Source organism: Peribacillus sp. RS7 (genome assembly GCF_041956845.1).
Classification (GTDB): Bacteria; Bacillota; Bacilli; order Bacillales; family DSM-1321; genus Peribacillus.
Map to the genome: position 1 here is coordinate 5,069,947 of NZ_CP168135.1, position 22,012 is coordinate 5,091,958.

Here is a 22,012-nt window from a genome sequence, read left to right on the forward strand (position 1 = left end):
CCTACCCCCTTAATTAAAAACGATGATCGCTTTTCGAACTTGTTCTGGATGATTTTCAACAAAATTAAATGCCTCTTGGATATCATCGAGTGAAAATGTATGGGTAACTAAACCTTCATGTCTTAGTCTGCCTTCATTTAACAGCTTGACCACTTTTGGGAACTGGTTGGTTTGCAATCTAGATCCTTTTACCGATACTTCCTTTTTAGTGATTGGCAGCTGGGAAACGGATGCAGGACGTTCATCAAAACCCAGTACGACAATCCGGCCAGCCGTTGATACGACATCGAATGACAATTCAAATGTCATCGGCAAGCATACTGCATCAATGACGACGTTGGCCCCTTCGCCCTTCGTCCATTCCTGTACTCGCTTTTGAACATCTTCTTTTCCCGCATGGACGGTAATATCGGCGCCGCTTTCTTTAGCGAATTCCAAACGCTCATCACTTAAATCCGTGATCATCACTGATGCACCTTGAAGCTTTGCCATCTTTAATATGCAAATTCCAATAGGGCCTGCTCCTTGGATAAGCACTGTTTCCCATTCCTCCACTTCGCCTCTCCAAACGGCCTGTGCGCCAATTGTATAAGGCTCAGCCAATACTATTTCTTCCCAAGCTAAAGCGGAATCCACAACATGTAATTGTTTCTCGGGAAGGACGAACCATTCCCTCATCCCACCATCTTCATGCACGCCAAAAACGGACAGTTTTTCACAAACATTTTGGCGACCTTTACGGCAAGCGTAACACTCCCCACAATAACTGATTGGCTCAATAACAACGTGGTCCCCCACTTTTATGCCCGCGACACCTTGACCTATCTCCACAACTTCTCCCGCTACCTCATGCCCAACTACCCGCGGCAGAGTTGCAAGGGGATTCGTACCATGGTAAATATGCATATCCGATCCACAGATCCCGACTCTTTTTACTTTCACAAGTACATCCGTTGAGTTCGAAATCCGGGGTTTTTCCACTTCTTGAATGATAAGTTCATGAGCTTTACGTACTTGAACCGCTTTCATTTCTTCCACCTACTTTGTAAGAAATTCATAAACACTTGCAGCTATCGTTATACCTTGTTTCAGGTTTTTTTCTTCATTGATTTGTTCAATCTCACCCGGTACATATACGCGTTCGAACCCTGGAGCAGGTTCAACCTGTTGCAGTTCTTCAATCATATGATCCATTTGTCCTAAAAATATATCGGTATCCGTAAAGAACGAAGGATTAATTACACAAAAATAGTGTCCCAGCTTCCGTTTCTTATCAAGATCGTCATACATTTTCCCAATGTGCGGACCAAATGCCGCGCCTGCCAATAATCCAGAAAACACATCTACAATTACGGATAGACCATAGCCTTTCGGGCCGCCGAAAGTGGAAAGGGAAACGACTTTATTCGGGTCTGTGACCGCAGCTCCATTTTCATCCACTCCCCATCCTTCAGGGATTTCCTTTTCTTCTTCACGCGCCTGAAGGATTTTCCCCCATGCAACATGGGAAGTTGCCATATCAAGAATAAAGGGTTTCTTTGTTTTAGCAGGAACTCCATAAGCGATTGGGTTTGTACCAAGAAATGAGGTTTTTCCGCCAAAAGGGACCACAATTTTATCGGTATGTGACATCGCAATGCCTATCAACTTTGCATCAGTGGCTTTTTGAACGAAATAGCTTAGTGCTCCGCAATGGCTGCTATTAAAAACAGTCACCATGCCCACTCCATTATTCCGAGCCATTTCAATCGCATGGTCCATGGCCACTTCGCCAATGACATGCCCAAATCCATCATCTCCATCAACCACACCGGTAACAGGCCCTGTCTTTTGGTAGGAAATCTGTGCATCGGGATTTATACCTCCTGCCAGTAAACGGTTTACATAATGCTCCGTTCGCAAAACACCATGGGAATTGACATTTCTTAGATCGGCATGAACCAATACCTCCGCGATTTTTCCGGCATTTTCTTCATTTAAACCCACTTTGGTCAGTTGTTTTATGACTAATCGTTTTGCTTCCTCAGCTTGTATCGTTACTGTTGTCATTTTATCCCCTCATTGCTTTCAGTCTTCTATCTTTCAATAACAGCCTCATTCTGTATGAAAGGCATTACTTCATCTAAATATGGTAAACCTTCATTGTCCCCTGAAACAGTTGTGACAAGAGCTCCTACACCATTAGCGAATGTCAATCTTTCATCGATGGATAGGCCATGAAGATATCCGTATATATAACCGGCATCATATCCATCCCCCGCTCCAACAGTATCTACCGGTATAACAGGGAAGGCTTCTTTTTCATGCCATTCTCTTTTTGTATATAGTTTTGAACCATGTTTCCCGTCTTTGATGACCAGCTGATCAATATCATTCAGTTTTGCAAATTCCGCCAATGATTCTTCAGTGTCATTTCCAGTTATCAATTTTATTTCATCTAAACCTGTAAGCAAAATATCCACATATGGGAAAATATCGAAATAAACCGATCTCGCTTCCTCGATGGACCATAGTTTCAATCGGATATTCGGATCAAACGAAACAGGGATATTTTTTTGTTCCGCTATTTCCATCACCCTTTTGGCAATATCCACATTTTTGGGGTCTATAGCCAAGAAAACTCCAGTAAGATGGACTATATCAATCGCTTCAAACATCTTCTCCGTTATATCTTCCGGCTTTAAAGTCAGAATGGGAGATTGATAACGGTAATAAAATGTCTTTCCGGAACCATCCTCCCGGATTTCTTTAAAGTTAATGGATGTTGGATATCCATCTACATAGGCAACATCACTCATGTCCACGCCTTCCCCGCGTGCGAAATTATATATGACTCTACCGAACTCGTCCTTGCCTAAACGGCTTAACCATTTTGCCCTCATGCCAAGCCTTGCACAGCCAATCGCAAAATTGAGTTCAGCGCCTCCTACTTTTCGCTCAAAACGGGTAACAAATCTTAAAGGTCCTGTTTCTTCCGGATTTAGCGTAATCATGGCGTCGCCGAGCGTTAAAACACCATATTTTGATGACAATACAGTACCTCCTTCTTTCGAACACTCAAGTAAAAAGTAAAACATGTGATCATATCCACTAAATCGATTTAGTTAATTACTAAACCGGTTTGGTAAACCATAAGGAAATTGTAAATGAAAACCCTACCAAAAACAATAGAAAAGTTTGATAATTTGTAATTTTATTTTTATTCGACCTATTTCCGTGCATATTTCAGCTTAAACCATGGTAAATATCCATATTACGTAAAATCGGTATTGGATTTTTTAATTGATTATCAGTTTCTGATTTTTTAACCTGGATATCTTATTAAAATTTTACTCTTTGCTATTAATTTGGAGTAAGTTGTATAATATATCAATTGTTAAATAAGTTTGAAAGGTTGTTTTGAATGAGTTTTGTGAAAATTTACATCTTACTTACGGGAATTATGATCACATGGGGATTGAACGTTTCAGTTATTAAAATTTTAGTTGCGAATACACAGCCAGTAACAATAACATCATTGAGAATTTTTACAGCTTCCCTTGTAGTCATTATTATCCTTTTCTTTCTTGGTCTAATACGTCTTCCTAAAAAAAGTGAACTTTTTTACGTTTTTGGAGGAGCACTTTTGAGTGTCGTTTTTCATCATTATTTTTTAGCTGAGGGATTAACGAAGACTTCCGCTTCGAATGCTGGGCTGATTTTGGGCATGGGTCCTATTTTGACTGTCGTATTGACTATGATATTCTTTCGCAAAAAGCCCACATTAATCCGGCTTCTTGGCTTTATATGCGGTGCGTTAGGAGTGAGTTTTACCGTTATGGCAGGAAGTGGAGGAATACATTCTATTAATCTGGGGGACATTGATATTTTGCTTTCAATTCTGTCACAGGCGTTAAGTTTCATTCTTATTAATAAAGCATCCAAAACGATGGATCCACGATTATTAACCGGCTACATGATGCTGATCGGGTCTTTTATCCTTTTTGCCATCAGCTTATGGAAAGAGCCTGATGGCTTATCTTTACTGGCAACTGCACCGCATTCCATCTGGGGAGCTTTCTTTTTCTCCGCTATTTTTGCCACTGCCCTTGGGCACATGGGCTATAATTATGCAATTGGTCAGGTAGGCGCAGCCGAATCATCCATTTTTCTTAACTTAAACACTTTATTCTCTCTGTTAGGGGCAGCATTTTTCCTTAATGAAGCCATAGTGCCTGCACACTTCATTGGACTGATTTTCATTGTTTCAGGTGTATTGCTGGGCTCCGGGGCAATGGAAATTTGGATTCTTCAAAGGAAAAATAAAGGGATATCTGCCTAGCGGCAACCGCATTACCTTGTTTCCGAATCTTTTCCTATGACACTACTATCCTTATTTAAAAAAGGAATTGTAGTGTCATAGTTTTTTTTATACATGTACAATAGCGTATTTACGTATGATACCGGCCAAACAACCAATGTATGAACAAGTCCATTGTAGTGTCCCCATTTGCACAAGCCTTTTGTTAGCTGTGCCATCCAACTTTTGTTGCATCAAATTCTCCTTGAACGGAAACCAACGAGACCATTTCCCCCTTATTTCAACCAAGAGAAACCCCTCGGAAACATATTGTAAACTTAATAAAAAAAGAGACTGTCTATGCGTTACAGACAGCCTGAGATTCCCTTTATGATATATTAATTCGCCCAAAGCGCAAACAATCCTTCTGTCACACCCAATTTGTATATATAATAAAGACCGAATCCAAAACTTATAGCTCCCGCCAGTTTGATGAAGGTTCGGTTTAAACCGATATTCTTTCCATTCAAAGCAAACGGTATGCCCAGTATAGTTGTAAAACACAGCATCCCAATAATCGTCCCTGCGCCAAATATAATTATATAGATGGATCCTTCACCTATACCGGTAACGGTCGACATCGTTAGGATGACCATTGCGGCACTGCCGGCGAGACCATGGACGAACCCAATTAATGCAGAAACCAAAAAAGGACGTAATCCATCATGGTCGTTCGTGATATTAAGGCGGTCCTTAAATAAACTTTTTGCCCCAAGTATAACTAGCATAACACCAACACCGAATTCCAACGTCATGCTTAACGACTCCGGAATTTCCCCTTTCATCCAAATATACAGCATCCCTGTAAGAAACAGGGTACATGTATGGCCTATTCCCCAATACACCCCCGTTAGAGTGGAACGTGATATTTTTTTCGTATTTCCTGCTGTGGTTGCAACTGCAATAACGTGATCCGGCTCTAACGAATGTTTTATCCCCAATAGGAAGCCTAATGTGAGAATCGAAACGAAACTCATTTTTCCACAACCTCCCCGAGACACTTCCATACTTCTTCATACACCCGTTTAAGCGGTATTTTGTTTTGCATGGCAATTTTACGGCAATCTTCATACTCGGGTGCCTGCTGCATGGGCAAACCCTCATGGACCCCTCTCTTTATCGTCACTTTCCCCCATTGTGTATGCACAATGAAAGAAGTCGTTCGAGCCGGTGCACGGTAAGCGGATAGTAGCGTATACCAAGCGTCGTCGTTTCAGCAAATAATATTTTCTTCATTTTCGAAATCATCTGCTGTGAACAGAGAAGTTGCAATAACACCCCTGGTCGATTTTTTTTCATGAAAATTGGCGTATAATATACATCATTTGCTCCTGATTCAAACAGCAAATCCATTACATGTCCAAGCCATTCACCGGAAATATCATCCAGGTTAACTTCCATTTTTACCATTTGTTCATCAAGATGCTCATGATCAGGTGGGCGGTTCATTGAATCTCCCCGATGATAATGCGAAGGACGTTCGGATGATTTTCAAATGTTTTTGTTCCCGCTCCATAGCCAATCGATTCGACAGTCATGGCTGGAAGCGAGCCAAATGTTTCAGCCAAAACCGCAGAGATGGCAGCACCGGTCGGCGTTGTTAATTCAGAACGAATATCGTTTGCGGCAATTGGTACCCCTTTTAATATTTCAAGAGTGGCAGGTGCAGGAACCGGATATATGCCGTGATCAATATGTATATGTCCAGACCCCGTGGGAATGGCTGATGACTGAACTGATTCGATACCTAGCTGATTGATTAAAATTGCTGCGCCGATTATATCTATTATGGAATCTACCGCTCCTACCTCGTGAAAGTGAACTTTTTCGAGAGGAAGCCCGTGTATGTGCCCTTCCGCTTCACCAATCTTCCTAAAAATGGCGAGTGACATGTTCGATACCGATTCATTAAAGTTAGCCTCATTTATTGCCTCCACAATTTGTTTGTACGTACGGCTGCCATGATGATTGTGAAGCACATGGCTATGATTGTGTTCGTGTTCATGGGTATGGGTATGGTTATGTTCATGGCTATGACTGTGTTCATGTCCATTACTTTGGCTGTTTTCATGACTATGTTCGTGACTGTGTTCGTGTTCATGTGGTTGCTCTGATCCACTGGTGAGAATGACATCAAATTTAGTACTCCTAATGCCATTTTTGACGACCTTCCCCCACGACAGAGTATATTCTTCATCTATGTTCAGCTTTTTTAACTCTTCTTCCATTTGTAAAGGATCTGCACCTGCATCAATCAACGCACCAATTACCATATCTCCGCTTATGCCAGAAAAGCAGTCAAAATATAATGTCCTCATCATCATTGATCTCCTTTTTATGTACAAGTTTGTAAATAAGCGCTGCATTGTAGGCCGCACCAAATCCATTATCGATGTTTACCACACTTACACCTGATGCGCATGAATTGAGCATCGATAAAAGGGCCGATAAACCGTTAAAATTCGCACCGTACCCGACACTTGTCGGCACAGCAATAATTGGATTCATGACAAGGCCTCCTAACACACTTGGTAGTGCCCCTTCCATACCCGCGACACAAACTGAAACGGTAGCACTTCGTATCTCGTCAATATGATCAAGGAGGCGGTGCAGCCCAGCAACACCAACATCGTAAATACGCCTGACTGGAATACCTAGAGTTTCGGCCGTCACGGCTGCTTCTTCAGCAACCGGCATATCTGAAGTCCCGGCGCATATTATTGCGATATATGTACCGTCGGATTTCGGCTTTTCTTTAACCCATGCAAGTGTCCGTGCAATCTCGTTATACTCAAAATCACTACATTCTTTTTGTACAAATACCGCTTTTTCCCGAGAAATACGCGTCACAAGCACGGAATCATTCCTTATCCGCAGCGATTGGACAATCGTTAAAATTTGTTCAGCTGTTTTCCCTTCTCCAAATACAATTTCGGGAAATCCTTGTCTCTTTTTACGATGGTGATCGATTTTTACAAATCCTAAATTTTCATAGGATGCAAGTTTTCCCTTTGCTTCCGCTGCAGTCAATGTACCATTTTGAACCTGCTCTAAAATGTCGTCAATCATAACATCTCTTCCTTTTCAAGCGTTATATTCATACTCCCGCTCTTATAGCCAGTGAGATCCAACGATACATACTTATAACCGAATTCCTTCAGCCGTTTCGTAATCGCGACATGATATTGTAGCACTCGCGGCATATCAGCGGGTTCGACTTCAATTCGGGCCGTCTCCCCATGCGTCCGGACTCGTACCTGGTGAATATCCAATGATTTTAAGTAAGCCTCTGACTTATCCACTTTCGTCAATTTTTCCTTTGTAATGATATCGCCATAGGCTATACGTGAGGATAGGCAAGCAAATGACGGTTTATTCCAGGTTGGCAAACCTGCTTCCTTGGACAATACTCTTATTTCTTCTTTGAACAAGTCGGCTTCCTGAAGCGGGCCCCTGATTCCTTTTTCTTTAGCAGCTTTCATACCTGGACGAAATTCGTTAGCATCATCAGCAATAACACCATAAATAATATTATTAAATTCATATTCTTCAAGAATAGGACGCAAGTGTTCAAATAAACTACTTTTACAAAAGTAACAGCGATTTTGGTTATTTGCTGTATATCCAGGAATGGCTAACTCCGAAGTTTGAATGACACGATGGTTGGCGCCAATCCATTTTGATAGCATAAGTGCTTCATTCAACTCGCTCGAAGGATAGGTTTCCGAATCTGCTGTAATGGCTAACACATTATCATAACCCAATGTATCAATAGCGACTTTAAGCAAAAACGTGCTGTCCACGCCTCCTGAAAAAGCGACCACAACCGTCTCCATTTTTTGGAGAATAGCCTGCAGGTTTCTGTACTTTTCTAGTAACATAGCACTTTTCTCCTTTCTGGTTTGAGGATTTCTGAATTTATTTTATGTTCCACCAGAAATAACACCCTGCTGGACCACTAAAAGATTGCCGAGATACTTTTGCAAATTTGCCGGAAAGGATGAAATACACAGCTATTTTTCATTCCCAGCGCTATTAAAGTGACACCCATATAAACGACGGCAAGCTATAGTTTTTTTTACGTTTGCCGAGAATTTTTTTGCAGTTTCTGACAGCCTGGAGTAGTCATCACCTGAAATCAAATTCGCAGGATTGATCAATGAACCACCAAGTCCCTCCGCGTTGGCAGCAGTCTAAAAAAAAGTGAGGTTGTCAAGGTTGACACCGCCAGCTCGCATAAGCGTGATGTGAGGAAGCGGCCCTTTAAGATTTTTTTGTTACAACGTCCATGTCACCATCTTCTTTCTCTTGTCAGGCTATTACGTGATTGGAAAGCGTGCCGATCTTTTCAATACTGACGTTCAACCGATCACCGTTTTTTAACCAGATTTTCGGATTGCGTCCCATTCCAACGCCAGGTGGTGTACCAGTTGCAATCAAATCACCTGGTTTAAGTGTCATGGATTGTGATAAAAATGATATGATTTTCGGAACCGTAAAAATTAGGTTGCTGGTATTTGAATCCTGCATAATTTCACCGTTTAATTCAAGCGAAATCGCTAGATTATGGGGATCGCCCACTTCATCATGTGTAACGACAACAGGCCCAAATGGAGCAAATGTGTCCGCCGTTTTGCCTCTTGACCACTGGCCGTCCTGAAATTGCAAATCTCGGGCGCTAATATCATTCATAATTGTATAGCCAAAAACATAGTCATTCGCCTCTTCTTCTGACACATGTTTCGCTTCTCTTCCAATGACAACCGCAAGCTCTGCTTCAAAGTCGACCTCGGTTGAATTAATTGGGATTTCAATCGCATCGTTATGGCCGGCAATCGCATTCGCATATTTTGAAAAAATGACCGGCGAAGCAGGTCGCTCCATCCCGGTTTCCTTGCAATGATCAATATAGTTAAGCCCGACGCAAATGATTTTTTCCGGCTGTGCAATTGGCGGCAGGACATTTACTTCTGACAGTCTGAATATCGCATCGTCATTTACCCGTTGCTCGATTAACTGTTCAGCACGTGTACGCAACTCGCTGCCTCGTTCTATGAATTTTTTCATACAAGCAGGAAATTCATCTGAACCTAGAGCCGTTAAACTAATAATTCGATCATCTTGAACTAGGCCAATGTGCTGTTCGTCTTGTACGGAAAAAGTGGCTATTTTCATAATTTCCCCCTTTCTTACGTCAAAGCGTATGGTGTTTTTTCCCCTTTTAAGACCTGAACGATATTTCTTGCTGCTTTTTGACGAAGTTCAACCATCGCTTCCTCAGAATACCAGGCGCTGTGCGGTGTAATAATGACATTGTCCATAGTGAGTAGTGGGCTATCGATGCGGACTGGCTCATTTTCTGTCACATCAAGTGCTGCACCTGCAATTACCCCTCTTTCAAGTGCATCAGAAAGTGCTGTTTCATCGATTATCGGTCCACGTGCGGTGTTAATGATGACCGCATTTCTCTTCATTTGTTTAAGGCGCTCCTCGTTAATCAGATGGAACGTATCATCGATTAAGGGTACATGGACCGACAAATAATCGGCTTCACGAATAATTTCATCGAGATCCATTTTTTGAACGCCGACAGCAGCCATCTCTGCCGACGATACAAATGGATCATAAGCAGCAGTTTTAAAGCCCAGCGGTTTCACCTTTTCAATGAAACGGCGCGGAATGCGGCCAAAACCGAGAACTCCAACCGTTTGTTCGTTAAAACGATGAATCGGTACAGCCACTTTAAAGTCCCAGTTACCTCTTTTCACCTCATTGTTTAACAGCGTCACTTTGCGTGACCATGAAAGCAATAGTGCCAATGCATGATTCGAAACTTCTTCCATGCCATAATCCGGAACATTGGCAACCGTAATCCCCTTTTCTTTTGCCGCATCGAGATCAATTGTATTGACCCCGACACCGTAGCGGGATATGATTTTCGCGTTTTCAAGTGATGCAATTACGCGACGAGAAACAGGGGCATATTGATTTAGAATTGCGTCCGCATCCTTTGCCAGCTCAATAACTTCTTCTTCTGTTTTGCATTGTGCTTTAATAAAATCAAAGTCTAATCCGCTTTCTCGAAACACGTCTTCTTCATATTTCAAATGTTCAAATTCATAATCCGTTAATAATATTTTAAAGGCCATTAGACTCCACTCCTATAGATGGTAATAACCCCCTTAAAGGCAGGGGGATTCCTCCCGTTTCAGATGAAAATCAATTATTTCACTGCTGCTTTTTCGACTTTCGCAATACCAAGTCCTTCAGCGCCAAGTTTCGATGTTTTAGCTTCTGGATAATATCGTTCAATCATTTGAATTCCAATTGCGGCACGGCGTACACGTTCCTGGGCGAGTGAGATGTTCGTACTTTCCCATTGTTTCCCTGATGGGTATACGTCAGGGTGATTCCGAAGGCCAAACTTGATGTATACAGGCGCCAATGTACGGATGATTTCCGGTATTTCATAATAGCGAAGAAAGCCGCCGAAGGTATCCGGCACTTCTACGTATAAATCAATTGGAATGTCTATTGATTGTCGGATCGCTGCAAGTTTAGACAGCGTTAATGCAGGTGGCACGTTGTAGGTATCCGCACCGATGTCTTCCATTAATTTAACGGATACTGGATTGGCTGGTCCCATTTGAACCGATACTTTAACAACAAAATCTTCCGGGAGCTGTCCGTGTTTTTTCATCTCCTTCGTTATAAGAAGAAGTCCTTCATCCGCAACTAACGCACCGCGAAGACCAAGCTCCGCTCCTCTTTTCAGGTCTTCCATTGCATAAACAAGCTGGTCGGAGCCTTCATGGCGGATTCCCTGTGATTTTCCTCCCGGCGTAAGCGGTCCCGCACTTACATCCCATGAACCCCTGGGGCCGACAAACAAACTCAGCTCCATACCGCGCTCTGCTGTCAATTCACACATTTCTTTAATTTCATCATCCGTTTGAAGCATGATGCCGCTTCCTTGTGATATTCGGTGAATGGTCAACCCGAGTCGGTCAATTTCTTTCAGTGTTTCTTTTAGAGCAGCTGGTCCTTCTACACTTGGGAGTTCAATGCGGTATTGAGCGCCATCTGGAAATGTTTTCGTTGAGGTCGGAAGTTCTTTAAGATCAGTTGATGGGTAGCCTAATTGTTCGAGCAATTCGCGTGATTCTTTCATTATTGGACGCCTTCCTTCATGTCTAAAATTTTTAAAAGAGCAGCTACTTTATCACTCAAATCAGCAGGGTATACATCACATGGAGAACGGTGTCCAGCCGGCACGTCAAACCAGCGCTGATGAACGGCTTCCTTCATGGCAGTAAAAAATGTTGGACCGTAATTGTACAAATCCATCAGTTTTGAAATCACTTGATGATATTTCTGTGCTTCAGCAAGATCACCTTTTTGATACGATTCATATAAATCAACGGATATTTCCGGCATAAAAACAGCGCTTCCATTGATGCTCCCCGCTGCACCAATCATTTGAGCCGGAAGCAAATGCTCGTCAAACGCAGAGAAGACGCGGAAATCACTGCGAACATTCTTCACTTCCTCCAGCACTTGACGAAGGTGGCCGAAATCACTGACCGTCTCTTTAATCCCAGTAATGTTTGAATGATCTTCGGCTAATTTTTTAATCAATTCGATTGATAAATTTTGTCCTGTTAAGAGCGGAATGTTATAAATGAAAACTTGCAGATTCGTATGATTCGCGACACTGGAAAAATGTCGGTATAGTTGCTCGTCAGATAGCTTCCAGTAATATGGGTTGACTACGAGAACGCCGTTCGCTCCATGTTCTTCAGCATAAGAAGTTAATTCAAGTACCTCTTTTAATGAGGTATGTCCGACGCCAACCATCACAGGCACCCGTCCGTTAATGTGATTTATCATTTCACGTACGTATAATTTTCTTTCTTCCGTTGTAAGTGATGAGAACTCACCTGAACTTCCCATCAACAAAATACCGTCAATATTCTTTGAAATTAATAAGTCGATATAACTTCTGTTCAGTGGTATATCTAAGTTCCCCGTTTCATCAAATAGGGTGACTACCGGTGGAATGATGCCATGAAAGTTCATTGTTTTGCCTCCTTTTATTACTATTCAGCGATGCTCCAGACTTCATGACGCCAAATTTGGTTTGTCCAATCATGTCCGGTTTCTGCTGACTGCTTCAATTTTCCCTCATCAATCTCCAAGACCCGGTTTATCCGGAATTTTCACATAACCAATTCTGTAGTCTGATAATTCCGAATTATTTACGAGGATGTCCGTGCTTTCGTTGTACTATATTGCCCTGGCTTTGTTCTGGAATAATGAAATTCTATGTCGTTATACTTGTTAAGAACCTTTAATGAAAACAGTTTTTATTGCTGTATAAAATTCCTTCGCCGCTTCACCTTGCTCTCGTGAACCCGTGCTCGATGCTTTCATCCCTCCAAATGGTGCTTGTAACTCTACGCCCGCGCTTTCTGCGTTGATACGGACAAGCCCTGCTTCAATTTCATCGATGAATTCCAGAATTGAGCTAATATTTGATGTGAAGATTGAGGCACTCAATCCGTATTTCGTATTATTTGCCAAGTCAATGGCTTCGACAAGATCGGTTGCTTTTATAATCGCGATAACTGGCCCAAAAATTTCTGCTTGTGCAATCTCCATATCGGACGTCACGTCTTCAAAAATCGCTGGTGTTATGAAAAAGCCTCTATCGTAGTCTCCGCCAGTTAATATCTCCCCGCCATGTATGAGTTTCGCGCCCTCCTGCTTGCCTTTTTCAATGTACTCTATCACCGTATTGAACTGGCTTTCACTTGCACATGGGCCCATCCAAATACCCTCTTGAAGACCGTTGCCGACTGTAATTTTCGCTGCTGCATCTACCAGTTTTTGTTTAAATTCATCATAGACGGACGATTCAACAACAACACGACTTGAAGCTGTACATTTTTGGCCTGAAGAACGAAATCCGCCGCTGATGACTGCCTCGACTGCTTGGTCGATGTTCGCATCTTTCGTGACGATAACTGGATTCTTGCCACCCATTTCAAGCTGATATTTTATCCCGCGAGCGGAAGCTGATTTTGCGACACTCTGCCCAACACTTTCAGAACCGGTAAATGTAATCGCATTTAAAAGCGGATGATCGATGAGTCCTTGACCGATGATCGATCCCTTACCGGTAATGAAGTTCACAACGCCCTCAGGGAAGCCGGCTTTTGTAAAGCATTCCATCACTTTCGCTGCTGTAACGGCTCCCTCCGTAGCAGGTTTCCATACGATTGAGTTGCCATATACAAGAGCAGGAGCCATTTTCCAGATAGGAATTGCAACCGGGAAGTTCCATGGCGTGATTATCCCGACAACACCAAGTGGGGTGCGTTTCGTAAACATTAGGGCATCTTTATCGGATGATGGAATAACATCGCCGTCTTTCCGCATCCCTTCCCCAGCATAGTAACGCAGGATGGCAACACCTCGTGCCGTTTCCCCTTTTGCTTCCGGTAACGTTTTACCCATTTCGCGAGTCATTGTTTCGGCAATTTCATCTAGATTTCCTTCCAATATATTGGCCGCTTTGAAAAGGATTTGTCCACGTGCAGACTGCCCTAGCCTCCGCCAATCCCTCTTCGCCTTATGCGCAGAAGCTACAGCTTTGTTCAAGTCATCTTCCGTTGAGCTTTGAACGTAGCCTACCGGTTCTTTGTCCGCTGGATTAATGCTTTCGATTGTATTTTCAGAAGATGCATTCACCCACTCATTATTAATGAAATTTTTATATGTTTTCGTTGCAAATGTAGTTGATATCATAATCCTTAGCTCCTTTTTCGTTTTAGAATGTCGGTCCAATTCTCCAAATACCAAAGTCATGCTGCTTTAATATCTCCGCTTTTGTTAGTTTTCCGTTTGAAACATGTTGAATTTCTTCCATTATGCGCTTGCCCACTTCATCAACGGTTTCTAAACCATCTACAATCGTACCAGCATTTAAATCCATATTTTCATTCATCCTGTCAAACATTGGTGTATTAGTTGAGATTTTTATGACGGGTGAAATAGGAGAACCCGTTGGCGTGCCTCTTCCACTTGTAAAGAGAACAATTTGGGCACCGCCTGCGACCATTCCCGTCAATTGCTCAATGTCGTGGCCAGGCGTATCCATCCATACCAGCCCTTTTTTTGTGGGCACCTGGGCATAATCAATTACTTCTTCCAGTCTGGTTGTGCCTGATTTTGTAGCCGCCCCCAATGATTTTTCTTCGAGTGAGCTAAGACCTCCCTCAATGTTTCCCGGACTCGGATTTCCGGTGCGGATGTCTACGCCCATTTGAATCGAGCGGTCTTCCATCATTTTAATAACGGCATAAGCTTTTTTGGCTACCTGGTCGTTTGCCGCCCGGTTAGCGATCAAATGCTCTGCACCGATGAGTTCAGTCGTTTCCGCTAATATTGCGGTTCCCCCCTGCTGAACGACCAAATCGCTTGTACGCCCAACTGCCGGATTCGCCGATAAGCCGGAGCATGCATCCGACCCACCGCATTCTGTGCCGACAATCAGCTCGCTAAAATCACATAATTCCCGTTGCACCATCGAGGCATCCTGGACCATTTTGACCGCAATTTTAGCTACTTCGGCAATGGTTTGAAGAGTGCCGCCATGATCCTGAATCGATACAGTTTCCACTGGTTTACCGCATTTGGCGATTTCATCTCCAATACGGTGCGCCTGATGTGTTTCACAGCCAAGTCCGAGTACTATGACACCATATACATTGGGATTCATGCCCATCCCCGCATAGGTTCTGGCCGTTTGATCATAATCAGTGCCCACTTGCGCACAGCCATGCTGATGAATGAATGTTACTGTTCCGCTCACCAATTCTGTGACGCGCTGAGCTGTTTGAGTTGCGCATGTTATCGTTGGCAAAATCAGTACATGATTCCGTATACCGACGCGGCCATCCGGACGGCGGTAGCCCCAAAACTGCATTTTATCATTTAGCAATTTTGTCACCCCTTCCTCTTTTACCTTCTAAATTGTGGACATGAACATGTGCACCAGCGGGAATAAAAGCTGAGGCTGCACCAATGACTTCCCCATATTTAATTATGTCTGCTCCTTGTTCGATGGCTTTGACTGCGAACTTATGTCCAAAACGAATCGTTTCAAGAATGGGTACGACAAGTTCTTCAAGGTCTGCCTTCACAACTACTGATGTGTTTGCGGGGATTTCTGATAAAGCGACAGCTACACTATCTTTCGTACTTAAGTAAAGTGTTTTATACTCGCTCATTTTGTCACCCCTTAAATTGTTTGAACGGCTTTACTTTGGATAACCGGGTTGTTTAACACTCCAATCCCTGGTATTTCAATTTCGATTCGGTCATCGCCTTTCAATGTAAATTCATTTGGCGGAACCACGCATGTACCTGTTAGTAAAACGGATCCGTCAAAAACAGTGTTATCTAAGACTAAATAGTCGACAAGCTCTTCCAATTTTCGTTTCAGTTGGTTTACTTTCGCTTCACCTTCAAATACTTTTTCTTCATTTCGATAAATACGGCACATGATTTTAAGCTCATATGGATCCGGAACAGCCTCTTTTAACAAGATGGCAGGTCCAATGGAACAAGAGTTTTTCCATACCTTTGCCTGTGGAAGATAAAGCGGATTTTCACCTTCAATGTCACGGCAGCTCATGTCGTTCCCTGCGATATACCCGAGTACCGTTCCCTCTTTATCGATGACAAGACCAAGCTCCGGCTCCGGAATTTGCCAATTGGAATCAGAACGCAAGTAAACTGGATCATTCGGGCCCACAGTTCTTGCTGCAGTCGATTTAAAGAAAATCTCAGGACGCACTGCATCATAAACTTTGTCATAGAACGTTTGGCGGTCAAGTTTTCCTTGCGTCGCTTCGTAGTTACGTGCTTCCTTGCTTTTTTTATACGTAACGCCGGATGCCCATACTTCCGGTGCGTCGATGGGAGTTGTTAATTGAAGACCTTCCAATGGCTGTGTTTCTCCTTTGTCGGCAATTTGTTTTACAATATCAAACGCTGTTCTGTTTTCGTGGCGTGCCGTTGTAATCAACGACATAAAATCTGTAAATGGAAGGTCCACCACATTGTTTTCATTTGTAACTGCAGCAAGTTGTTTCTTGTTTTCTTTTACATAGCGAATAATTCTCATTTGCTAGTTCCTCCTAAATGGCAGACCTCTATTTAAATTTTTTGATATTCATAACCGAGTTCCTGCGAAATTTTACTGCTGCATTCCTTTAAGAGACGTACGTAATACTCATGTGTTTCTTCGTTTACTTTAGATGCAGGCATCGATACACTCATTGCAGCAATAACCTTTCCTGAATAATCTTTTATCGGTACAGCCAGACAGTAAATTCCCGGTTCGTTTTCTTCATTATCCATTGAATAGCCATCAATTCGCGCTTTTTCAATTTCCGTTAAAAACTGCTCCTTGGTTCTAATTGATCTTTCTGTCGGTCCCGTGTAATCATAACCGTCCAAGAGCAAATCCAGTTCACTATCCGTTTTGGTTGCCACAAGAGATTTGCCAACTGCACTCGTATGGATTGGAACACGCCGGCCAATACGGGAATATAAAACAGTTACTCCAGTGCCCTCCACTTTATCGATATAAACACCTTCCTGCCCGTCTAATATGACAAGGTGAAGTGTTAAATTCGTTGTTGCTGAAAGCCATTCAAGATGTTTTCTAGCTACGTTTCGCAAATCGAGATGGGTCACAACAACGCTTCCCCTCTCCAATAACTTTAATCCGAGCGAGTATTTCCCATTTTCTTCGCCTTGTGAAATATAGTGATGCACCTGTAAGGTTTTTAATAGTGAATGAACCGTACTTTTATGCAGATTCATTCGTTTACTTATCTCTGTGATAGTTAGTTCCCGCTCACGCTCATCAAATAAATCCAATATTTTCAAGGCACGCTCCACCGATTGGATGATAGGCATCGTTCCTCACTCCTTCTATTCTGTCTACCTTTATCTTATCGGATTTATGACGAGCATTCCTCACTTTATTACTACTTTTTTTTCCTGGAGTAAAATATCCTGTTCATAATCCAGTACCGCATCTTCAATGACAGCGATCGGGACCACACCATTAGCTGCATCTGTATGTCCAAACATCCTGTTGCTGGCCGCAACCATTTTTTGTCGAACTTTCATCCGCAGCTTGCGTTCCGCTACCAATGATTGTCTTTCTTCTTTTAAAAGTTCCGCAAATTCATGAACAACCTTCCCCGAACTAAGTTGAGTAGAATCGACAAAATCGATGCGTCGGTCACGAAGCTGAAGGTGAATTACATCACCTGATTTAAGTAAACCAATGCCGCCACCTTCATACGATTCTGGTGTCATATGTCCTATGGCAGCACCATACGTGACACCTGAATAGCGGCCGTCGCTAATGATCGTTGCGATTTTTTTCATAATACGGTTTGCATTGATATGCTGCATTGGTGTAAACATTTCCGGCATGCCAAATGCTACTGGCCCCTGCCCTGAAATAATGATTGCAATTTTCAAAGTGCCCTCTTCAACCATCCTGTCAAATAGCTCCTCATAGGTAGCAGATTTAAAAATAGACCATTCCGACTCCTTGTTGTATTTAAGAGATTCGAGCAATAGATTATGTTCGAAAAGCTTTTGCTCCTTTATTTTTGAAAGCAGATTTGAATCGAGTAGGCTTTTATTTGCATCATCTTCATTTTCGTAATAAAGGACAAATGCCAGCTTATCATCGAATTGGTCAAGCTGTGGTGTCGGCATTCCGCTGATTTTTACAACCGCGCTTTCAAAGAAGTTTCCTTTTAATACATCAACACCGCTGAATCCACGGCGTGGACTGGACAAAATGACCTGATCTTTCTTTACGTTAACCGCTTTTAGGCTACTTGTAATCGAAAGACGTTCTTTCCAAGTTTTTGCTGCGACAGTCGGCGCATCCTGGTCCATTGGTACGCCATTCTCAATAAGTTCATAAAAAAGTGTTTCCATACCCCTGCTTTTCCCGCTGCAACACTGCATGGCAAGTGAATAAATGTCCCTTCCTTCTGTCAAACTGTAGTCAAATAAATCTGGAATTGGATGTAAATGCTGGATGCGATCAATGTCCCATAAACTGAATTTGTATCCTGCATAAAGCATGCCTGCGACAATATGCATCATTAAGTTTGTAGAACCACCCGAAGCGCTGTGAATACGTATTGCATTTTTTATGTTCGTAGCGACAATGTTGGCCACGCCGTAGCGCTCGTCATTTATCATGCCGGCAAAGCTATCAAGTACCGAGGTAATTTGGCGTTGTGTTGGTGGATCGGTTAATAGCTCAACGGCTGGATGAACGAGACCCATGCCTGCCACTAAATGACGTGAACTATTGCCCGTTCCATTAAAGGCACATACACCTCCCTGCCCGTCACATGTTGCGACAGCAAGTCTCATTTCAAAATACTTATGCTGTTCCTTCGTCAATATTCCTCGTTCATATGCCCGTTCAAACACGCCCTGGAATGCAGTATTCGAAGAACATTGCAATATATATGCCATCGTATCTCGTAAATCAACGGCTACATCGGCTGCGCCTTTACTTTCCGCTTTTTTTGCAAGTGTTTCCAGTTCTTCTATCACGTCAGCTGGAATCGAACCTCCTTCTAATACGTGAGCAGGTGCAAATGTTGCGAAAAAGGGTGCTTCACCACGGTTGCGGCGCACACGATCAACATGTGCTAGTGCACTTACCACTCCAAGAGGCTGCTTATCACACCCTTGAATGACGAATGCACCATGATAACTGTGTGCCTCCAGCTGGTTGACAACCATTTGTGCAACCGCATTCCGGCTCTGAAGAGAGTAACTCATTCCTTGATTGTTTTGCGCAGTTCCATCACACATTACCGGTGTCGAGAAATGAAACGGCACGCCGCCGTTTTGCCAGATGCGGATTGCCGCCCGTGCCGACGTTTGATAATCCATTATATGGGCCGGGTGATCGGACGAACCACCGATAATTGCAATACGCGGTGCATTCCTCTCTAGCCGCATATAAATTTCTTCAAGCGTCCAATCAGGCTTGCCCCCTTCATATGTGGTGCCAAGCGTCAGCTTCGAACGGTCCAACAGACCCGCAACCGTAATGGGTTCATTTGCTTTTCCTTGTACATTATCGCGGTAAGGGTTTATTTCGTTATCAATTAGTGGATATAGGTGTGTCATTTCAGCACTCCTTTTCAGATTTCAAATTAATTCTTCCATTCTCTAAAAATATTAAAAAAGGTTTTTAGTCTAGTGCCAATTCTTCTGGTTCTGACAGGATCTCTATATTTTTGTTTTTTAAAGCTTCTTCCAACATGCTTTCAGAAATCCAAATTTCACCGATATCAAGCGTGTTTTTTATTCTTACGACTCTTACCTTATTCAAATCGAAGGCATTGCACGTTTTGATAGCGGCTTTAACAGCCAATTCGTTCGTATCTAAAAACATCGGGAGCTTTACTACATCTGTCACTGTGCTGGTGAGTGCATTGGCATACCCTTTTTCCCATTCGATTTCATTCATGACCGCCTTCGTCGTCATATCAGCCATGCCGATGCCGTTTGCATTACCGTGAGTTTTTTCAGTAAGTCCAAGAACAACGGTCCGTCTAACATCTGGCCCCCCGGTAGCATATGGAGTGGCGAAATTACCCGTTATGTTCGGATCCATTCCATCCCCCGAGATGTCCTTTCCGAGTTCATTTACAATTAGTACGTCCATCGAATCGAAATGTATTTTCGGCATCAATGATTTGGCTTCAAGCAAAAGTCCCGGCTCCGTTTCTTCCAGATCCTCTGCTGGGACTGCGACGATTTTCGCTGGTTTATCATAGGCATTTTCAATAGTCGCTAGCCCAAATATGATAGGGGCTTTTCTCAAGGAAACCTTAGCCATCTCAGGGACATGTTCCGCCATATACTTAAAGCTGTACGCATGTGCAGCTTCGGCCCCCTTTTGCTTGCCCAAACCGATTGTAATCATTTTCATAAGTCCGCTTTCAACCGGTCCACGAAATGCCGTGTGCGGTTTTATCCGATTAATGACTATGATTTTATCCGATTCATATGCTAGTTTATCTATATATACAGGGAGCCCATTTGGCAATTCATCCAATTTAACAACTTCCATCGATGACATGATTGGCGCTCCAACCGCTTCTTCTGTAACACCCAGCTGAAGCAACACATCTATTTGCCCTTCCGCTGTAGCACCCCCATGACTTCCCATTGCTGGTACGATAAAAGGATTTCCGCCAGCATCCAAAACAGCCGCTACCGTTTCCCTTACTAGTATAGGAAGGTCCGCCACCCCTCTGCTTCCTACTGCAATTGCCACCCTGTCATCTTCAGTTATTCTTGATAAGACACCTGCTTCTTTTAATGCCTTCTTCACCTCACCAGCTACATCAGCGATTTGAGGTGTACAAAATTTCTGCCTCACTTTGACCATTTTCGGTAATGGGATTTCACGTAAAAGGTCAGTGATAATATTCATTTTCCATCCTCCAAACAGTCTGGATTATTTACCGCGTACTTTTTCAACTTCGCTCATCATTTCTTTTACTAGATCCTGACCAAATTTCTGAGCATATTCGTCCGTCACTGGTTGGATGACTTTCTTCATTTTTTCCATTTCTTCCGGCTCTACTTCATTGATTTTCATTCCTTCTTCTTTTAGATACTTAAGTGCTTTTTCATTTTCTTTTTGGTTAACTTCCCGTTGATACTTTCCAGCCTCTTGTGCGGCCTCACTCATGATTTTTTGCTCTTGTTCTGATAGGTCATCCCAAAACTTTTTACTTACAAGGAATACAAATGGTGTATAAACATGATTTGTTAAACTTAAGTAGTCTTGCACTTCATTATATTTTTGCGTTTGAATTGTTGCGAGCGGATTTTCTTGACCATCCACAGTGCCTGTTTCCAACGCAGTAAATACTTCAGAGAAAGCCATCGGCGATGGATTAACACCCAACTTGGAAAATGCATCTAAATGCACTTCATTTTGCATCGTACGAAGTTTAAGGCCTTTGAAATCTTCAGCCGTTTTAACAGGGTGTTTGCTGTTGGTTACGTTTCGGAAACCATTTTCCCAATATCCCAGACCTACTAAATCATGTTCCGGAAGTTTATCCAAAAGCTTTTTGCCTACTGCACCATCAAGTACTGTATAAGCCTCTTCTTCATTATTAAAGACAAATGGGAAGTCATATATTCCAAATTCCTTAATCATCCCCACAAGCGGAGAGGTTGAAGGAACTGTTACTTCCTGTAAACCGCCTTGAAGTGCTTCTGTCATTTTCTGATCATCCCCGAGAGTGGCATCAAAAAAGTTTTGGACTTTCATCTTCCCTCCGCTTTTTTCTTCAACCAGTTCTTTGAATTTCTCCATTCCCTGCCCTTGTGGGTGCATTTTACTATTGCCAATTCCTGCTTTGATTGTTCTTTCCTGTATACCGTCAGCTGTAGCGCTTTCATTTTGTCCGCTTCCGCAAGCACTTAATAGTAGTACTGAAGGCAGTAAAACTCCAACCGCCAAACGTTTGAACAAAATATTCATTTTCTTTTTCCTCCTATAAAATAAGATGAATATCA

General features: G+C 42.7%; 21 protein-coding genes and 1 pseudogene. 1 reads left to right on the forward strand and 21 read right to left on the reverse strand.

Annotation, left to right across the window (positions count from 1 at the left end; translation table 11 throughout):
* Positions 1–9: 9 nt before the first annotated feature.
* Genes ACDZ29_RS25120 through ACDZ29_RS25130 form a run of 3 tightly spaced genes read right to left on the reverse strand, consistent with a single transcriptional unit; the run spans position 10 to position 3,032 of the window.
* Entirely contained in the window at positions 10–1,029 is a 1,020-nt protein-coding gene (locus ACDZ29_RS25120; protein ID WP_375089034.1) for a zinc-binding alcohol dehydrogenase family protein, read from the reverse strand.
* A gap of 9 nt (positions 1,030–1,038) precedes the next feature.
* Entirely contained in the window at positions 1,039–2,049 is a 1,011-nt protein-coding gene (allD, locus tag ACDZ29_RS25125; protein WP_289325270.1) for an ureidoglycolate dehydrogenase, read from the reverse strand.
* 26 nt (positions 2,050–2,075) lie between these two features.
* The gene (locus ACDZ29_RS25130; RefSeq protein ID WP_375089035.1) at positions 2,076–3,032 is read right to left on the reverse strand and encodes a sugar kinase; all 957 of its coding nucleotides are present in this window, start codon (positions 3,030–3,032) and stop codon (positions 2,076–2,078) included.
* A 371-nt stretch (positions 3,033–3,403) separates the two neighbouring features.
* Here ACDZ29_RS25130 and ACDZ29_RS25135 point away from each other — a divergent pair, with 371 nt between their 5' ends.
* Positions 3,404–4,321 carry a DMT family transporter gene (locus tag ACDZ29_RS25135; protein WP_375089036.1) on the forward strand — a complete coding sequence of 306 codons (918 nt, stop codon included), beginning with the start codon at positions 3,404–3,406 and terminating at the stop codon, positions 4,319–4,321.
* An 87-nt stretch (positions 4,322–4,408) separates the two neighbouring features.
* On the opposite strand, the gene ACDZ29_RS25140 is transcribed toward ACDZ29_RS25135, so the two are convergent.
* The 18 genes and pseudogenes from ACDZ29_RS25140 to ACDZ29_RS25225 all read right to left on the reverse strand — a co-directional run bounded on the left by ACDZ29_RS25140 (position 4,409) and on the right by ACDZ29_RS25225 (position 21,977).
* On the reverse strand, positions 4,409–4,534 hold the full coding sequence (locus ACDZ29_RS25140; protein WP_375089038.1) for a hypothetical protein: 126 nt from the start codon (positions 4,532–4,534) through the stop codon (positions 4,409–4,411).
* A gap of 143 nt (positions 4,535–4,677) precedes the next feature.
* The gene (locus tag ACDZ29_RS25145) at positions 4,678–5,316 is read right to left on the reverse strand and encodes an urease accessory protein UreH (protein ID WP_370015272.1); all 639 of its coding nucleotides are present in this window, start codon (positions 5,314–5,316) and stop codon (positions 4,678–4,680) included.
* Positions 5,313–5,788: pseudogene (larC, locus tag ACDZ29_RS25150) on the reverse strand (nickel insertion protein). The gene ACDZ29_RS25145 and the pseudogene larC overlap by 4 nt, the downstream one beginning before the upstream one ends.
* Positions 5,785–6,657: a LarC family nickel insertion protein gene (locus ACDZ29_RS25155; protein ID WP_375089039.1), complete on the reverse strand. Its 873-nt coding sequence runs from the start codon at positions 6,655–6,657 to the stop codon at positions 5,785–5,787. The pseudogene larC and the gene ACDZ29_RS25155 overlap by 4 nt, the downstream one beginning before the upstream one ends.
* Entirely contained in the window at positions 6,638–7,408 is a 771-nt protein-coding gene (gene larB / locus ACDZ29_RS25160; protein WP_375089040.1) for a nickel pincer cofactor biosynthesis protein LarB, read from the reverse strand. Before larB ends, ACDZ29_RS25155 begins: the two co-directional genes overlap by 20 nt.
* Positions 7,405–8,220, reverse strand: a complete 816-nt coding sequence (gene larE / locus ACDZ29_RS25165) for an ATP-dependent sacrificial sulfur transferase LarE (protein ID WP_370015276.1) — start codon at positions 8,218–8,220, stop codon at positions 7,405–7,407. Before larE ends, larB begins: the two co-directional genes overlap by 4 nt.
* Before the next feature lie 430 nt (positions 8,221–8,650).
* Positions 8,651–9,514, reverse strand: coding sequence for a fumarylacetoacetate hydrolase family protein (locus ACDZ29_RS25170; RefSeq protein ID WP_370015277.1), 864 nt, complete (start codon positions 9,512–9,514; stop codon positions 8,651–8,653).
* A gap of 14 nt (positions 9,515–9,528) precedes the next feature.
* Positions 9,529–10,488: a C-terminal binding protein gene (locus tag ACDZ29_RS25175; RefSeq protein ID WP_289325279.1), complete on the reverse strand. Its 960-nt coding sequence runs from the start codon at positions 10,486–10,488 to the stop codon at positions 9,529–9,531.
* A gap of 74 nt (positions 10,489–10,562) precedes the next feature.
* A complete protein-coding gene (locus ACDZ29_RS25180) occupies positions 10,563–11,510 on the reverse strand; it encodes a U32 family peptidase (RefSeq protein ID WP_375089043.1) in 948 nt (315 codons plus the stop codon).
* Positions 11,510–12,418 (reverse strand): dihydrodipicolinate synthase family protein, encoded by a 909-nt coding sequence (locus tag ACDZ29_RS25185; RefSeq protein ID WP_375089044.1) that lies wholly within the window; start codon positions 12,416–12,418, stop codon positions 11,510–11,512. Before ACDZ29_RS25185 ends, ACDZ29_RS25180 begins: the two co-directional genes overlap by 1 nt.
* Positions 12,419–12,679: 261 nt before the next feature.
* Positions 12,680–14,146 carry an alpha-ketoglutaric semialdehyde dehydrogenase GucD gene (gucD, locus tag ACDZ29_RS25190; protein WP_375091218.1) on the reverse strand — a complete coding sequence of 489 codons (1,467 nt, stop codon included), beginning with the start codon at positions 14,144–14,146 and terminating at the stop codon, positions 12,680–12,682.
* A gap of 25 nt (positions 14,147–14,171) precedes the next feature.
* Entirely contained in the window at positions 14,172–15,329 is a 1,158-nt protein-coding gene (locus ACDZ29_RS25195; RefSeq protein WP_289327326.1) for a UxaA family hydrolase, read from the reverse strand.
* A gap of 4 nt (positions 15,330–15,333) precedes the next feature.
* Positions 15,334–15,633, reverse strand: coding sequence for a UxaA family hydrolase (locus ACDZ29_RS25200; protein ID WP_375089046.1), 300 nt, complete (start codon positions 15,631–15,633; stop codon positions 15,334–15,336).
* Between the two features lie 11 nt (positions 15,634–15,644).
* The gene (locus ACDZ29_RS25205) at positions 15,645–16,532 is read right to left on the reverse strand and encodes a fumarylacetoacetate hydrolase family protein (RefSeq protein ID WP_375089047.1); all 888 of its coding nucleotides are present in this window, start codon (positions 16,530–16,532) and stop codon (positions 15,645–15,647) included.
* A gap of 32 nt (positions 16,533–16,564) precedes the next feature.
* Positions 16,565–17,332 (reverse strand): IclR family transcriptional regulator, encoded by a 768-nt coding sequence (locus ACDZ29_RS25210; protein WP_370015284.1) that lies wholly within the window; start codon positions 17,330–17,332, stop codon positions 16,565–16,567.
* 60 nt (positions 17,333–17,392) lie between these two features.
* On the reverse strand, positions 17,393–19,597 hold the full coding sequence (locus ACDZ29_RS25215; protein WP_375089049.1) for a dihydroxy-acid dehydratase: 2,205 nt from the start codon (positions 19,595–19,597) through the stop codon (positions 17,393–17,395).
* Between the two features lie 64 nt (positions 19,598–19,661).
* Positions 19,662–20,912, reverse strand: coding sequence for a lactate racemase domain-containing protein (locus ACDZ29_RS25220; protein ID WP_289325287.1), 1,251 nt, complete (start codon positions 20,910–20,912; stop codon positions 19,662–19,664).
* 24 nt (positions 20,913–20,936) lie between these two features.
* Positions 20,937–21,977, reverse strand: a complete 1,041-nt coding sequence (locus ACDZ29_RS25225) for a TRAP transporter substrate-binding protein (protein ID WP_375089051.1) — start codon at positions 21,975–21,977, stop codon at positions 20,937–20,939.
* Between the last annotated feature and the right edge of the window lie 35 nt (positions 21,978–22,012).

What these genes read in the sequence shown, in the direction of transcription:
- ACDZ29_RS25120 (WP_375089034.1), bottom strand. Translation starts at nt 1,029, where the DNA reads ATGAAAGCGGTTCAAGTACGTAAAGCTCATGAACTTATCATTCAAGAA.
- allD (WP_289325270.1), bottom strand. Translation starts at nt 2,049, where the DNA reads ATGACAACAGTAACGATACAAGCTGAGGAAGCAAAACGATTAGTCATA.
- ACDZ29_RS25135 (WP_375089036.1), top strand. Translation starts at nt 3,404, where the DNA reads ATGAGTTTTGTGAAAATTTACATCTTACTTACGGGAATTATGATCACA.
- ACDZ29_RS25140 (WP_375089038.1), bottom strand. Translation starts at nt 4,534, where the DNA reads ATGCAACAAAAGTTGGATGGCACAGCTAACAAAAGGCTTGTGCAAATG.
- ACDZ29_RS25145 (WP_370015272.1), bottom strand. Translation starts at nt 5,316, where the DNA reads ATGAGTTTCGTTTCGATTCTCACATTAGGCTTCCTATTGGGGATAAAA.
- ACDZ29_RS25155 (WP_375089039.1), bottom strand. Translation starts at nt 6,657, where the DNA reads ATGAGGACATTATATTTTGACTGCTTTTCTGGCATAAGCGGAGATATG.
- larB (WP_375089040.1), bottom strand. Translation starts at nt 7,408, where the DNA reads ATGATTGACGACATTTTAGAGCAGGTTCAAAATGGTACATTGACTGCA.
- larE (WP_370015276.1), bottom strand. Translation starts at nt 8,220, where the DNA reads ATGTTACTAGAAAAGTACAGAAACCTGCAGGCTATTCTCCAAAAAATG.
- ACDZ29_RS25170 (WP_370015277.1), bottom strand. Translation starts at nt 9,514, where the DNA reads ATGAAAATAGCCACTTTTTCCGTACAAGACGAACAGCACATTGGCCTA.
- ACDZ29_RS25175 (WP_289325279.1), bottom strand. Translation starts at nt 10,488, where the DNA reads ATGGCCTTTAAAATATTATTAACGGATTATGAATTTGAACATTTGAAA.
- ACDZ29_RS25180 (WP_375089043.1), bottom strand. Translation starts at nt 11,510, where the DNA reads ATGAAAGAATCACGCGAATTGCTCGAACAATTAGGCTACCCATCAACT.
- ACDZ29_RS25185 (WP_375089044.1), bottom strand. Translation starts at nt 12,418, where the DNA reads ATGAACTTTCATGGCATCATTCCACCGGTAGTCACCCTATTTGATGAA.
- ACDZ29_RS25195 (WP_289327326.1), bottom strand. Translation starts at nt 15,329, where the DNA reads ATGCAGTTTTGGGGCTACCGCCGTCCGGATGGCCGCGTCGGTATACGG.
- ACDZ29_RS25200 (WP_375089046.1), bottom strand. Translation starts at nt 15,633, where the DNA reads ATGAGCGAGTATAAAACACTTTACTTAAGTACGAAAGATAGTGTAGCT.
- ACDZ29_RS25205 (WP_375089047.1), bottom strand. Translation starts at nt 16,532, where the DNA reads ATGAGAATTATTCGCTATGTAAAAGAAAACAAGAAACAACTTGCTGCA.
- ACDZ29_RS25210 (WP_370015284.1), bottom strand. Translation starts at nt 17,332, where the DNA reads ATGCCTATCATCCAATCGGTGGAGCGTGCCTTGAAAATATTGGATTTA.
- ACDZ29_RS25215 (WP_375089049.1), bottom strand. Translation starts at nt 19,597, where the DNA reads ATGACACACCTATATCCACTAATTGATAACGAAATAAACCCTTACCGC.
- ACDZ29_RS25220 (WP_289325287.1), bottom strand. Translation starts at nt 20,912, where the DNA reads ATGAATATTATCACTGACCTTTTACGTGAAATCCCATTACCGAAAATG.
- ACDZ29_RS25225 (WP_375089051.1), bottom strand. Translation starts at nt 21,977, where the DNA reads ATGAATATTTTGTTCAAACGTTTGGCGGTTGGAGTTTTACTGCCTTCA.